Below are 12,642 nucleotides of genomic sequence, written 5' to 3'. Positions count from 1 at the left end.
ACGGACAACACATGCGAATTCCGCACATGTTGTCCGTCTTATTAAAGGACGATTACTATGTATATCTTATCCAGACCCTTCCTTCAACAGGTCGTTCAGACTGCTCCGCTGCTAATCCGGCCTTACCACCGTAAATCTCTCGCCAAGTTTGGCATAGTCATTCCCGGCCAGCCTGCTGATCGGTTTCAGCTGATCCATCAATATATATTTGGTGGTAGGATCATACACGTTCTCACTGAAATGATATTGTACAATGCGAACCAAAAGCAGATCACTCACAGGTTTTCCCTCATCGTTCGATATCGGAATATGCTGATACAACGTACACTCCATCCGAATGAGTGCTTCCTGTATTGCAGGTACGGAAACCACAGTACTTGGAACAGTCGTCAGATTTGTCCGTTCCAGCTCACTTTCGTGGGGCTCCAGCATGGCAGCAGTCTCGTTCATGTCAAGAGCGATCGATTCATCACAAATATGTACAACGAGTTCTTGCCCAGAAAGCACATTGCGCGCCGTATCTTTCATAACGCCATCCTTGCGAGCAATGGATATGGATAATATCGGCGGGTCAGAGCTGACTACATTAAAAAAACTGAAGGGCGCTGCATTAATGACGCTGCCATCATGTGAAAGTGTTGTCACAAATGCGATTGGGCGTGGCACCACCGAACCACTCATCAGTTTATAGTTATCTCTGCCCGTCAATTCTCGCGGGTCCAAAGTATGCATAATAAGCTATCCCCTTCCGTGATCGTAAAACGATACTCATCTCTCACGAGCTTCACTTCATTTATTATTATATATCGTAAAATGTTGAAATCACAAAAAACTCCCTGGTGCCATCGCACCAAGGAGTATAAATATTCAGTTTCGTATTTGATCTATTATTTTACAATACTGTTCTGAATGTCTTCCATAATTTGAAGGTTCGCTTGAACTCCGCTATACAACCAGCTGCTCGAACGGGTAAATTCGAATAAGTTACCATTTTTCACTGCCGGGATGCTTTGCCATACCGGATCTTTCAGTGCTTCTGAACCAGTACCTTCATCACTATTCACAAAGAACAAGTAATCTACATCCATTTCCGCCAATTTTTCCAGCGAGATGGAAGACCAGTTACCTGTCGCATTAGCAGAGATTTCTTTCACCACTTCAGGCTCAGCAAGTCCCAGTTCCTTGTACATTACTTCACCACTGGATACATTGTCACTTACGATGAAGAATTTGCCGCTAACCAACCAAATGGCCGCTGCCGATTTTGTTCCACCTGTAACGGTATTGATTTTTTCCTTGATTTCTGTGGCTTTCACTTCGTAATCATCCAGCGCTTTTTGTGCTTCATCGCCTTTATTCAGAATTTCGCCGATTTTCAGCAGCGCTTTGCGCCAGTCGCTATTGATCTCATCGCCAAGTACATAAGTAGGCGCGATCTTGCTGTATTGTGCGTATTTCTCGCCTTCAACCACACTTTCGGAACCAATAATAATCAGATCCGGGTTGAAGCTTACCACCGCTTCGAAAGGAAGATCGAAGGCAATCGTTGGAATACCGTCCAGATCTTTTTGCAGATATTCCTGGATTCCATTGGCTACGGACCATTGGGCAACTGGCTTAACGCCGAGTGTAACCAGATTATCTTCCAGATACGAAGCGATGATACGCTCCGGATTTGCAGGTATTTTCACTTCGTGACCCATTGCATCTGTCAATGTACGTTCTGTCGGAGCTTCTGTCTGTGTCTCTGTCTCCGTTGCTGTATTGTTCTCTCCTGCTGCTGTACCGTTGTCTGCAGGCTTCGATCCGCATGCTGCCAGCCAGATGGACATGACCATTACAGTGATCAGAAGCAAGATCATTTTTTTATTTTTCTTAAACACGTGACTATCCCCTTTCAATATGAACAGCTCAATGGATTGAGTTGTTATGACAGACTTAGACGTTTATACATTATTCATGCATATAATACTTGTATGTACTTTTGTCCAATTCCATTGACAATGATAATTGTTATCAACGAAATTGTCAATGCAGCTTTTGCCTTTTAAGGTCGAATGCACCTTCATTCGAAAGATTCACATTTAGGCGGATGCCGCCATATGCTGATTCCAGAATACGACGACAGGAAGGATGTTCGTACATGGATTACGTTTATAACACCTATTCAGGATATGATGAGGATCGTTCGTTTCAATTGCCACCACTATTCCCGGGAGGCGCTCCAGGAGGTCAGCCTATGCCAGGTTTTCCAGGAGCACCAGGTTCCTATCCCCCATTCTTTCCGGGCGGAGGTAGTGGCGGTCAACCTCCTTACTTTCCTGGAGGCGCCCCCGGTACAGCACCGGGTGTCCCTGCTCAGTTGGCACAGGGCAATCTGCCCACCCTGCTAAGCGCTTATCCACGCCCTGTAGGTCAACCCCCAGCAGAAATGGTTTTTCTGTATAACCTGATCAAAAGCAGCCCCGGCCTTCTACCGCTATTTATCCAGCAACAACCACAGAATCTGACCCAGGCCGTGCAATTTGCCCAATCAGGAGTAGCAACACCCCGTGATCCGGAGCAGCGTGTATTGCAAAATTTCTGTTACAACCGATGGTCTCTTGTATTTACGTACAATGATGTTTACCTGATGTGGCCAGCCATCAATTTGTTCGGTTTTGTCGTGGGATACTTCTATCCGTTCCTAACTCCAGGCATCCTGCTCAATACACAGATTTTGTTTGCTCTCTGCTAATGTACGTTCAGACATAGATAAAGCGCCCCAGTTGAAGGACAGAACCTTCCAAATTGGGGCGCTTTTTTATAGTCACAATATTCTTTATTGTCAGCAAGACATTTTTCTAATCAGAACAACAATGCAATACATTTCACGCCAGCGGTTGTTTATCCTGACGTATACCCTTCTTGCCTTTGCCTACCATAACAAAGTAAATCAGCAATGCACCAAGATCCGCACAAGCGATTACAATGCCCATTGGCACAGCTGTGCCTTCTCCTCCAAGACCTACAAGCGGAGCGACAATACCTCCGAACAAGAACGTCATAACTCCAATAAGTGCCGATGCACTGCCCGCTGATTTCTCCTGGTTGGCCATCGCCAGTGCGAAGGAAGCCGTATTAACCAGACCCACACTGGATACCACGAGAAATAACGGGATCAGGACCGAAATCAGATTACCTCCTGCCAGAATGGCGATGAGCAGCGATGTTCCTCCCAGAGCAGCAGTTATCAGCCCTGCGATTAATAGACGGGTTTCAGATACTTTACCCGCAAGTCTTCCAGCGATCTGACTTGCCAATATGATGCCCAGACCGTTAATGGCGAAGCAGACACTGAACATTTGCGGGGAGATGCCATATATTTTCTGAAGCACAAATGGTGAACCCGATATGTAGGCGAACATGCCAGCAGATACAAACCCTTGGGTTAAAGCGTATCCCATGAACAGGCGATCCCCTGCGATTTTGCGGAATGTAACCAGCGTCTGCTTCAGTCCTCCGCTGGATCGTCGTTCTTTAGGCAGTGTCTCCCCTAGACCAACCACAACAGCAATTAAAGTCAAAATACCGATGATACTCAGCAAAATAAATACACCGCGCCACGACGTATATGCGAGCAGTTGCCCGCCGATAATTGGTGCAGCAATCGGTGCAACCCCATTAATCAACATCAAAAGGGAGAAAAAACGTGTAAGCTCCGGCCCGGAATACACATCCCTCACCACTGCGCGCGAGATGACTATTCCCGCGGCTCCCGCTGCACCCTGAATGAAACGCAGCACAACAAAAGAGCCCATCGTTGGGCTGACCAGGCAGAGTATGGAGGCGATCGTATAGAGAATAAGACCTGCAATAAGCGGCGTACGACGACCACGCACATCACTTAGAGGTCCAGCCAGCAGCTGCCCTACGGCCAGTCCGACCATACATGCCGTTAGACTGAGCTGGGCATAAGAAGTGGATGACTGGAATTCATCGGCCAGTGTAGGCAGTGCTGGCAAATACATATCCAGGGACAGCGGCCCAAAGGCCGACAGTGTCCCCAGAATCAATGCCATACGTACACGGGATGTAGAATTGATGCTTAATGAAGCTGGTGTACTTTTCATATGAATAACATATTCCTTTCCCTGCGGTAGTTCTCGTTTCCTTATTGTTCCCCGTTTCCTAACAGCTTGAGCAGGTTGGAAGGTAGTGTGAACTGTTGATTGTTAATGATAATACGGCGTAGTTCTTCTTCATCCCGCTCATTCTCGGCGTCCTTGATCTCCTGAATCTCCCGGTGCAGTCTCTCCATTTGTTGATCCAGTGCGTTGGCAGAGTCTGCTGCACTTTTCAGTTCTTTTGTTAAACGCTCGGGAACATCCTTATTGTATTTATAAAAGATTTTATGCTCCAGGCTCGCCCAGAAATCCATCGCAATCGTACGAATCTGGATTTCCACACACGCCCGCTCTTGTCCATTAGACATGTAAACAGGCACCTCAACCAGAAGATGAAGGCTCTGGTAACCGTTTGGCTTCGGATTCTGGATATAATCTTTCACTTCCAGCACACGCAGGTCACTTTGATTGCACAGCATATCCTTAATCCGGTAGATATCGGAGATAAAGGAGCAGGTAATTCGCACACCTGCGATATCCTTAATATTTTCCTTGATACTATCAAATGTTAACTCATGATTTTTACGGAACATCTTGTTCATAATGCTCTCAGGTGACTTCAATCTGGATTTCGTATGTTCGATCGGGCTGTAATCATGCAGGGACTGAAATTCTTCCTTCAGCACCTCGATTTTGGTCTCCATTTGATCCAAAGCAAATTTATAGATCATCATAAATCTCGTAATTTCATATTTGAATTTCTTGAATTGATCAATCGGATGTGGAGCGTTCATCATGGTTTTCTTCCTTTCTTCGTGCACACTAAAGTTAGTTTTATAAATAAGAGGACAGGGGTCAATCCACATGTCTCCTGAACCATTATAAATCATATGGAGCCAATAAACGAATTTCTCGCACCGAACGGCTGTTGCTGGAGGAAAGGTATGGGAACCTCGTTTAGGCGCATCCTAAAGAAGAATCATGGTCAATTGGCACGCCATTTCCGATGAAAGAGGTCGATCCCCCTGCTCTATCATGTGACGTATTCGTCCGATGCGCTTCGGGTAAAAGGCTATTTATGCCTGCCTGACGGTTGCTCTTTACCCGCCTTCTCTCCGTATGAAAACACCAATACCAGCTCTGCCCTCCAAGACTTCGCCGTAACGCAAGAATCCATGCAAATGCAAAAGCTCGCAAGCCGCTACCCTCCTGTAAAACAGCACACCATGGACGGTATTGATGCACGTTGGCCGGTTCTGATCTATTGTCGCGGCGGGCTGGGCAACTATGGTGGGGTAAATACCGCTTGGCTGGAGCAATTTGTCCATAAAGGTTATATCGTGTTCGCTCCATCATATCGTGGTAACGAGGGTGGCGAAGGACGTGACGAGTATGGCGGACGAGATGCCGAGGATGTACATGCCGTTTACCGACTTGTGCAAGAGTGGCCCTTTGCCGATACAAAGCGAATTTCAATGATGGGATTTTCTCGTGGAGCCATTAATGCCGTACATACAGCAACGACCTACAATGAAGGACCTCAGCAGGTACATAAACTGGTGCTTTGGAGCGGTGTCGCCGATGTGGAACGCACCTATCATGAACGAACCGACCTGAGACGCACTTTGAAAAGGGTGCTTGGCGGTTCACCACGTTCAGTTCCGGAAGCTTATCTCGCCCGTTCCCCCTTGTCGAAGGCACACAAACTTCATTGTCCTGTGCTAATCATGCACGGCACGTCTGATACGCAGGTGAATTACAGTCACGGAACCCGGATGTATCATTGGCTGAAACGTAGAGGCGCCGACGTTACGTTTCACGCTTATGGGGGACAGGATCATCGTTTTCAGGAGAGGGTGCATGAGGCGGCAGTGAACAATATGTTTGACTGGCTTGCAGCACCTTAGCTTCAAGGTAGGGACGATTTAAACAAGTTTGCTGCTATGAGAAATTTGGCTTGCATCATAAACTTCATTTTGAAGGATCATGCGTTGTGGATGTATACTGGAGGGGTTACGTTTTTTTGAAAGGACGGATGATTATGAAACAAAATACCCTCCAAAAGTACGCGATGCTGCTGCTGTGCATGTCTGCCGGAATGGTCGATGTGATCGGATACCTGGGACTAGGGCATGTGCTTACAGCCAATATGACGGGCAATATTGTGCTGCTGGGGATCGCGATTGCCCGTGCTCAGGAATTTGTCGTGCTGCGTGCACTCCTTGCCCTCATTGGTTTTATTGCTGGTAATGCCATTGCGGCATACATGATCGGACATGTGCAGATGAAAAATGGCTGGTCTTCCCGGGTCACAGCTGTGTTCACTGTAGAAAGTATATTGCTTTTGCTCTTTGCCATCGCTATGATCAGTCCTTATTCGGAACAACTATCCTATTTGCTGATTGCCATGCTGGCCACCGCCATGGGGATGCAAACGACTGCGGCACGCTGCATTGGGATTGCCGGTATCTCAACGACCGTGCTCACCAATAATCTGGCCGCCGTGGTTGAGGATGCGGTAAGCATCCTTCAGCGACTGCGACACGCCAATATCCGCTCGCTGGTCAAAGCGCTATCAGCAGATGCATACCTTCGTGCAGGTGCCGTTGTGATCTATTTGGGCGGCGTTATTCTAGCTGCGATGTTGTTCCACCACGTACCCATGATGGCAGTCTGGATACCTGTTCTGATCGTTGGTGGAGTCACCCTGTACGCACGGTTATACTCCAGAGGAACTACCAAAGCAGCGTCGACGGATGACATTTAAAGTTAGCTCTCATGCAATTATTGAACTATTCATTTCATTAATGATGCTTCCTGTCTGATGAGTTCAACCAGATGCTGTGCAGCTGGAGATAACACTTCCCCTGCTCGTGTACATACGGCTACGGTGTTTTTCAACAGTACACCTCGAACGAATACACGTGCCAGCCTGCCTTGTTGTACATCTTCCTTTACAACCAGAGAAGAAATAAAGTTGGCTCCATAACCTGCCTTCACCGCACTAATCGTTTCGTTCAACCCATTGAACTGAAGCGCAATACGGGGAGCGGCCAGGTTATTTGTTGTGCAAAGAGAGACCAGACGCTCCCGTGTAGCGCTGCCTTCTTCACGCATGATGAAGGGCTCTGCCACCATTTCCCGAAGCTCAATTTCTTTCCCTGCATAAGGATGATCAGGATGTACCACAAACCACATTTCATCTTCAAACAATTCATCCCAATGGACACCTGAATGTGTAATGCCACTTCCACCATAAACCGCAATCTCGGCCTCATAACGCAACAGTTGGTCAAAAGCCATCCGGGTGTTGGTTGTGCTCACAACCAGCTCCACATCCTCATGCATCTGCTTGAAACGGGCAATCCAGCCCGGCAGCAGAAAATTCGAAGGCAAATAGGTTGCGGTAAGACGAATCAGCCCTTTCTTACCTGCCCGAAAATCCTGCACAAAGTTCTCTACATCCTGCTCCAGCATGAACAGACGCTCCGCGTAGCCTGTTAATTGCATTCCTGCATCGGTAAGAACCAGTCTTCTCCCCTCCGTAGCAAATAACGGAATGCCCAATTCCCGCTCAAACTTCTTCACCTGAGAGGATACCGCTGGCTGGCTAATGTTGAGTTCTTCCGCCGCACGCGTGACTCCCCCATATCTCACAATGGCATGAAACAATCGTAATCCGTGCAAATTCAACCGTTACACCTTCTCTACTTGAGTTATATAATCTAAGGTTATATTAACATACATAATATATATTTCATTTATATATCTATTCACTTTATAGTTGAAGTATGAAATCCAATACATGCAATCGGAAAGGAACATATAACGATGAACAATGTGAATGGTTCTGCTCAACAGAAAACCTGGACTCAAGTCGACGACTATTTGAACGCCTTATTAATCCCCTCGGATTCCCTGCTGGAGCAGGCACTACGTACCAATGCGGAAGCCGGCTTGCCCGCTCATGATGTAGCACCTAATCAAGGGAAATTGCTTCAGCTCCTGCTTCAAATACAAGGCGCAACTCGTGTGCTGGAAATCGGGGCGCTTGGCGGATACAGTACGATCTGGATGGCCAGAGCCCTACCCGAAAACGGACGTATCGTGACACTGGAAGCAGATCCACGCCATGCAGAGATGGCACGAACCAACCTCACGCGTGCAGGACTTATGCACAAGGTTGATCTTCGAGTAGGTCCTGCCCTGACTACTCTTCCCGACGTTCAGGAAGAATACAGAGAACCCTTTGATTTCATCTTCATCGATGCTGACAAACCGAGTAATCCAGACTATTTGCGATGGGCGCTGCGTCTGGCTCGTCCGGGAAGTCTGATTATTGGTGACAACATCGTCAGGGACGGTGAAGTTATCAATGCAAACAGTACGGACAACAGAGTTCAGGGCGTTCAGTCATTCCTGAAATTAATTGCCGATAACCCGCGTCTTGAAGCTACAGCACTGCAAACTGTAGGCACTAAAGGCTACGATGGATTCGTGATTGCCCGAGTGCTGGAATCCTCTACTGCAAAATAAACAGTGGTCAATTCTTCCGCAAATCCCCCATTCCTGTTAAACTAAAATCACTGCACAGGCAGACTGGGGGAAACCACTTGAGACTTCTACAACAGATTCATGCTGAAATTCGGGGCTGGTCCCGCAATATTCAATTGTTTTTTCTGGCAAGCATCTTGTATCAGATCGGAAATGGCATGTTCTCTGTCTTGTACAATCTGTACATTCAGGGTCTAGGCTACAATGATACAATGAACGGCCAGATTGTAAGTATTCAATCACTTGCGACAGCGATTATGTTTGTTCCCATCGGACTATGCGGCGATTTCTTCAGCCGTAAGCGGCTGCTGATTACCGGCGCCTTGTTCAGCGGAATATTTCTGATTGGCCGTTCTTTCGATTATTCTGCCAGCGGACTGATCTGGTTTGCTGTATTTTCAGGACTTTTCGCTGGCGTATTTCAGGTACTGGCCATTCCCTTCCTCGCTGAGAATGTGAAGAAAAGTCAACGACTGAAGATGTTCAGCTATTACTCCTGCCTCGTACTCGCTTCTCAGGTACTCGGCAGCTTGGGTGGTGGCGTATTTGCAGACCTGCTTCATACGGCAGGCCTTGCCAAAGTCACTGGTTTGCAAACGGTATTGTTCGTAGGTGGGGCAGCTACATTGGTTGCGTTTATTCCGATGTTGTTTGTATCCGAGGATAAGAAGGCACCACAAGCGGATACTCTGGCGCAACCTGTCACTGAATCTGCAACATCTGCAACTGATGGCAAACAGGATGTCGTTCATTCCGCAGAACAAGGCAGCAAGAACGATACTCTTAGCCAAAAGAAAGATTCCCGGTTGATCGGTCAATTTGTCATAACCCAATTATTAATCGGGTTTGGTTCCGGGCTGGTTGTGCCTTATTTGAATCTGTATTTCACCAACCGTTTTTCGGTATCCTTAAGTGCCATGAGTCTGCTCATTTCATTGGGTCAGATCATGACCATTGTATCGATGCTGATTGGACCTACACTCGCAGCCAAGGTGGGAAGTGTTCGAGCTGTCGTCATCTTCCAGGTCATGTCACTGCCCTTCCTGCTGTTAACCGGCTTCACGAATCTGCTTCTCATCGCTTCAGTGAGTTTCTTATTCAGACAAGCGCTGATGAATGCAGCCAACCCGATTCAATCCGCCATACTGGTGGACAGAGTATCAGACAAACGCCGTGGAATCGCCAATTCACTGATGCAGACCGCCTTTATGATTGGATGGGCCACCATGGGACCCGTTCAATCCTACCTCGTGACCACTTATGGCACGTATTGGGGTTACGCGATCACGTTCAGCATTACAGGCAGTTTATACGTGATTTCATCGCTGATGTACTATATGATGTTCAAAGAACCTAAGCCTTCTGCCCGTGTTCTTGCCGCGAACAGATAAATGATAACCATTCAGCAGGACAGTGGATGAATCAGCTTCCTGTCCTGCTTCGTAATGAGCCAATCAACGTCCAAGGATCAATCATTGTATCTTATCATCAGGAGTGATCTTACATGTACTTCAATCTACCTCATGCAGCCGAAAGACGACGCGGATGGAACTGATGCACAAGCTCGGTTCCCACGTTGTCTTTCGGTTTTTTCTAAGTTTGGGTGTCTCTGTTCTTGGCGGGTTACTATTTACAGCAATACATACCCCCATCCCTTGGCTTCTTGGCCCGATGATTTTTATGCTGGTTGGTTCACAGATTGCCAAGCTGCCGCTCATGTGGCCTACTTCCATTCGGGACTACGGTATTCTAATCGTGGGTTACTCTATTGGATTAACACTGACGGGAGAAGCGCTGCAAGGCATTCTGCACCAGCTACCTATGATGCTGCTCATGACCCTGCTCTTAATCGGATTATGTACATTGACCGCCTATGTTGCTTCAAAGCTGACAGACTTTGACTTCCCCTCCCTGCTGGTTGGCAGCATTCCCGGCGGACTGTCCCAGATGGTCTCCCTTGCGGATGAGATGAAATCCATCAATCTGACGCTCGTTACTTTTTTGCAGGTCACGCGGCTGATCATGATTGTATTCTGTGTTCCGTTCCTGCTGTTTAGTCCATGGATCGGGGGAACGACAGGTGGAGGTACGGATCAGCCAATGATTGAGACAGCAACTTGGGCAGCACTCTTCCCCGAAATCTTGCTCTATTCCCCGCTCTGTATCGCTGGTGCGTGGGTTGCACGCAAGCTTCGGTTCCCCACAGCATTTATGCTTGGACCTATGATAGTCATGTGTGTTATTCAATTAAGCACAACGATGCACACACCCAATCTGCCGCCGTCCCTGCTTAATATTTCGCAATTAATGATTGGCAGCCATGTCGGTCTGATGCTTCGGCCTCAACAGCTGCAACGCAAGATGCAGACCGTAACACTCGCAATCACGAGCAGTGTTCTCCTCATTGCAGGCTCGCTTGGCTTGAGCTATATATTAATGAAGATGTTCTCCCTCTCGGCGGCTACATCATTGCTGAGCATGGCACCTGGCGGAATGGATCAGATGAGCATCATGGCCCATGAAGTTAATGCCAACCTATCAGTGGTGTCCGGTTACCAGTTGTTTCGCATCTTATTTATATTCTTTATCGTCTCTTCGCTCCTTAAGATGATTCTCATGCATTTATTGAGGAAAAAAGAGGCGAGCACCCACTCTTCGGTCACGTAAACTAGGAAGTGGACATACCAAAGAGAGTATCCGACTGATTTCCAGCCTGCGGATACTCTCTTTTATGTGTTTGCTCAACTTATGAATAAACCCGACTGTCACGCTGAACTCGGTTCAGTTTCCTGTTCCAGCCAGCTCAATCGTTCAAAAGCCTCCTGATCCGTGCTGCCACACATCTCTTCCGAAGCCTGTAATCCGCTGCAAACAGCGGGGCGCTCTTTCTGACCAAAGATTCCGCAGCGATTGTCCTCCGTCAGCTGCACACAGCGCACACCTGCGGGCTTGCCGTCAGCCATCCCGGGTATCGGCGATGAGATCGAAATCGCGATACAGCATGCGGCACAGCCTGTCCTGCATTCCATAATTATTGTCCTCCCTCCATATCTGGCATTTAATCTGATCCACGATTCACCCACGTCCACGTTCGAGCCAAACCTTGTGCAATTCTCCGATTCATGGCTCCATTCGAGAAATATCCGCCATGACTCAGCGGATTCCAGCTCCCAATTAAACCGCCAGAGTTAATTTCCACGTCTTCGTTGACCGCTGCCTCATAGGCCGGATCAATAGGGCGCAGCGGGTAACCCAGAATATCATCCCGATCATAAAAGTTAATCCATTCCCCTTCAAGCCCAGGAAAGTACTGTCCTGCCAACGGTGAAGGTACCTGAATCGGCCGGCTAAAATCATGGTACCGTAAGCTCCATAATGGCAATGTCGTTCCAAAGGAATAAAAGCTCGTTAAGGTATCTCCCCGTTCCAATGCGGAAGTAACATCCACGATGGAGGGCGTGCGACTAGACGGATATTGCAGATCATAGAAGAAATTACTTGCAATCACAGCTCCCAAACTATGTGCAATGATACAGAGTGGAGCTTCTGGCCCATTCCGTTGTGCAAGTGCGTGCATCGCCCGATTCAGCGTATAATGTACCGCATCATAGTTATGCCCTTGATTTTCCACAGGTTGATACGCGACGGCATCAGCCAGATAATGTATAACAAATCGACGCAACACTTGATAGTTCAATCCCTGAGAGCTGACAAGCTGCTGAAACAGCGCCTCTTCCCGATCCTCAAATACGTCAGCCCAAAATACGGGCTCAATATCCAGCATCTGTTTGGCTGCTCCGGGCAACACCATAACCTGATCCAATTCCTTATGCAATCGCGAAATCAGTGTATCCGCATAATTTTCCTTTTGCATACCCAGACCATGAATGACCATTACCGCAACACGAGTCATGGCTCTCCTCCTCCGTCCATTGACTAGCCACTCTCTTTGAACCATATGAACTTCTCAACCTGAACATGC

13 protein-coding genes are annotated in these 12,642 nt (G+C 47.6%); 6 read left to right on the top strand and 7 right to left on the bottom strand.

The window, feature by feature from the left end; translation table 11 throughout:
- Positions 1 to 111: 111 nt before the first annotated feature.
- On the bottom strand, positions 112 to 732 hold the full coding sequence (locus ACDJ58_RS11400; RefSeq protein ID WP_413377957.1) for a flavin reductase family protein: 621 nt from the start codon (positions 730 to 732) through the stop codon (positions 112 to 114).
- A 155-nt stretch (positions 733 to 887) separates the two neighbouring features.
- Positions 888 to 1,883, bottom strand: coding sequence for an iron-hydroxamate ABC transporter substrate-binding protein (locus ACDJ58_RS11395; RefSeq protein ID WP_413377955.1), 996 nt, complete (start codon positions 1,881 to 1,883; stop codon positions 888 to 890).
- Between the two features lie 260 nt (positions 1,884 to 2,143).
- Here ACDJ58_RS11395 and ACDJ58_RS11390 point away from each other — a divergent pair, with 260 nt between their 5' ends.
- Positions 2,144 to 2,737 (top strand): hypothetical protein, encoded by a 594-nt coding sequence (locus tag ACDJ58_RS11390; protein WP_413377952.1) that lies wholly within the window; start codon positions 2,144 to 2,146, stop codon positions 2,735 to 2,737.
- A 133-nt stretch (positions 2,738 to 2,870) separates the two neighbouring features.
- On the opposite strand, the gene ACDJ58_RS11385 is transcribed toward ACDJ58_RS11390, so the two are convergent.
- Together ACDJ58_RS11385 and ACDJ58_RS11380 are read right to left on the bottom strand one after the other, a co-directional pair.
- Positions 2,871 to 4,112, bottom strand: coding sequence for a multidrug effflux MFS transporter (locus ACDJ58_RS11385; RefSeq protein WP_413377950.1), 1,242 nt, complete (start codon positions 4,110 to 4,112; stop codon positions 2,871 to 2,873).
- 41 nt (positions 4,113 to 4,153) lie between these two features.
- A complete protein-coding gene (locus ACDJ58_RS11380; RefSeq protein ID WP_413379605.1) occupies positions 4,154 to 4,900 on the bottom strand; it encodes a GTP pyrophosphokinase family protein in 747 nt (248 codons plus the stop codon).
- A gap of 243 nt (positions 4,901 to 5,143) precedes the next feature.
- Here ACDJ58_RS11380 and ACDJ58_RS11375 point away from each other — a divergent pair, with 243 nt between their 5' ends.
- Together ACDJ58_RS11375 and ACDJ58_RS11370 are read left to right on the top strand one after the other, a co-directional pair.
- Positions 5,144 to 6,013: an alpha/beta hydrolase family protein gene (locus ACDJ58_RS11375; protein WP_413377948.1), complete on the top strand. Its 870-nt coding sequence runs from the start codon at positions 5,144 to 5,146 to the stop codon at positions 6,011 to 6,013.
- A gap of 134 nt (positions 6,014 to 6,147) precedes the next feature.
- On the top strand, positions 6,148 to 6,873 hold the full coding sequence (locus ACDJ58_RS11370; RefSeq protein WP_413377946.1) for a YoaK family protein: 726 nt from the start codon (positions 6,148 to 6,150) through the stop codon (positions 6,871 to 6,873).
- 29 nt (positions 6,874 to 6,902) lie between these two features.
- Here the strand turns inward: ACDJ58_RS11370 and ACDJ58_RS11365 are convergent, their stop codons facing one another.
- On the bottom strand, positions 6,903 to 7,799 hold the full coding sequence (locus ACDJ58_RS11365) for a LysR family transcriptional regulator (protein ID WP_413377944.1): 897 nt from the start codon (positions 7,797 to 7,799) through the stop codon (positions 6,903 to 6,905).
- A gap of 138 nt (positions 7,800 to 7,937) precedes the next feature.
- Between ACDJ58_RS11365 and ACDJ58_RS11360 the strand changes: the two genes are divergently transcribed.
- The 3 genes from ACDJ58_RS11360 (at position 7,938) to ACDJ58_RS11350 (ending at position 11,327) form a co-directional block, all read left to right on the top strand.
- Entirely contained in the window at positions 7,938 to 8,642 is a 705-nt protein-coding gene (locus ACDJ58_RS11360) for an O-methyltransferase (RefSeq protein ID WP_413377942.1), read from the top strand.
- Positions 8,643 to 8,719: 77 nt separating this feature from the next.
- Entirely contained in the window at positions 8,720 to 10,051 is a 1,332-nt protein-coding gene (locus tag ACDJ58_RS11355) for an MFS transporter (protein WP_413377940.1), read from the top strand.
- Positions 10,052 to 10,205: 154 nt separating this feature from the next.
- Positions 10,206 to 11,327, top strand: coding sequence for an AbrB family transcriptional regulator (locus ACDJ58_RS11350; RefSeq protein ID WP_413377938.1), 1,122 nt, complete (start codon positions 10,206 to 10,208; stop codon positions 11,325 to 11,327).
- A 98-nt stretch (positions 11,328 to 11,425) separates the two neighbouring features.
- Here ACDJ58_RS11350 and ACDJ58_RS11345 read toward each other — a convergent pair whose 3' ends face one another.
- Positions 11,426 to 11,689: a YkgJ family cysteine cluster protein gene (locus ACDJ58_RS11345; protein ID WP_413377936.1), complete on the bottom strand. Its 264-nt coding sequence runs from the start codon at positions 11,687 to 11,689 to the stop codon at positions 11,426 to 11,428.
- A 29-nt stretch (positions 11,690 to 11,718) separates the two neighbouring features.
- Positions 11,719 to 12,573: a chemotaxis protein gene (locus ACDJ58_RS11340; protein ID WP_413377934.1), complete on the bottom strand. Its 855-nt coding sequence runs from the start codon at positions 12,571 to 12,573 to the stop codon at positions 11,719 to 11,721.
- Positions 12,574 to 12,642: the final 69 nt, after the last annotated feature.

Origin of the sequence: Paenibacillus taichungensis (assembly GCF_047302525.1) — a bacterium.
Taxonomy (GTDB): Bacteria; Bacillota; Bacilli; order Paenibacillales; family Paenibacillaceae; genus Paenibacillus; species Paenibacillus taichungensis_B.
Note: the sequence above shows the minus strand (reverse complement) of the source record. Positions and strands in the feature narration are given on the sequence as shown.

Excerpts from the sequence above, each read along its gene's own strand:
- ACDJ58_RS11400 (WP_413377957.1), bottom strand. The coding sequence starts at position 732 with ATGCATACTTTGGACCCGCGAGAATTGACGGGCAGAGATAACTATAAA.
- ACDJ58_RS11380 (WP_413379605.1), bottom strand. The coding sequence starts at position 4,900 with ATGAACGCTCCACATCCGATTGATCAATTCAAGAAATTCAAATATGAA.
- ACDJ58_RS11340 (WP_413377934.1), bottom strand. The coding sequence starts at position 12,573 with ATGACTCGTGTTGCGGTAATGGTCATTCATGGTCTGGGTATGCAAAAG.
- ACDJ58_RS11390 (WP_413377952.1), top strand. The coding sequence starts at position 2,144 with ATGGATTACGTTTATAACACCTATTCAGGATATGATGAGGATCGTTCG.
- ACDJ58_RS11350 (WP_413377938.1), top strand. The coding sequence starts at position 10,206 with ATGGAACTGATGCACAAGCTCGGTTCCCACGTTGTCTTTCGGTTTTTT.
- ACDJ58_RS11360 (WP_413377942.1), top strand. The coding sequence starts at position 7,938 with ATGAACAATGTGAATGGTTCTGCTCAACAGAAAACCTGGACTCAAGTC.
- ACDJ58_RS11370 (WP_413377946.1), top strand. The coding sequence starts at position 6,148 with ATGAAACAAAATACCCTCCAAAAGTACGCGATGCTGCTGCTGTGCATG.
- ACDJ58_RS11385 (WP_413377950.1), bottom strand. The coding sequence starts at position 4,112 with ATGAAAAGTACACCAGCTTCATTAAGCATCAATTCTACATCCCGTGTA.
- ACDJ58_RS11345 (WP_413377936.1), bottom strand. The coding sequence starts at position 11,689 with ATGGAATGCAGGACAGGCTGTGCCGCATGCTGTATCGCGATTTCGATC.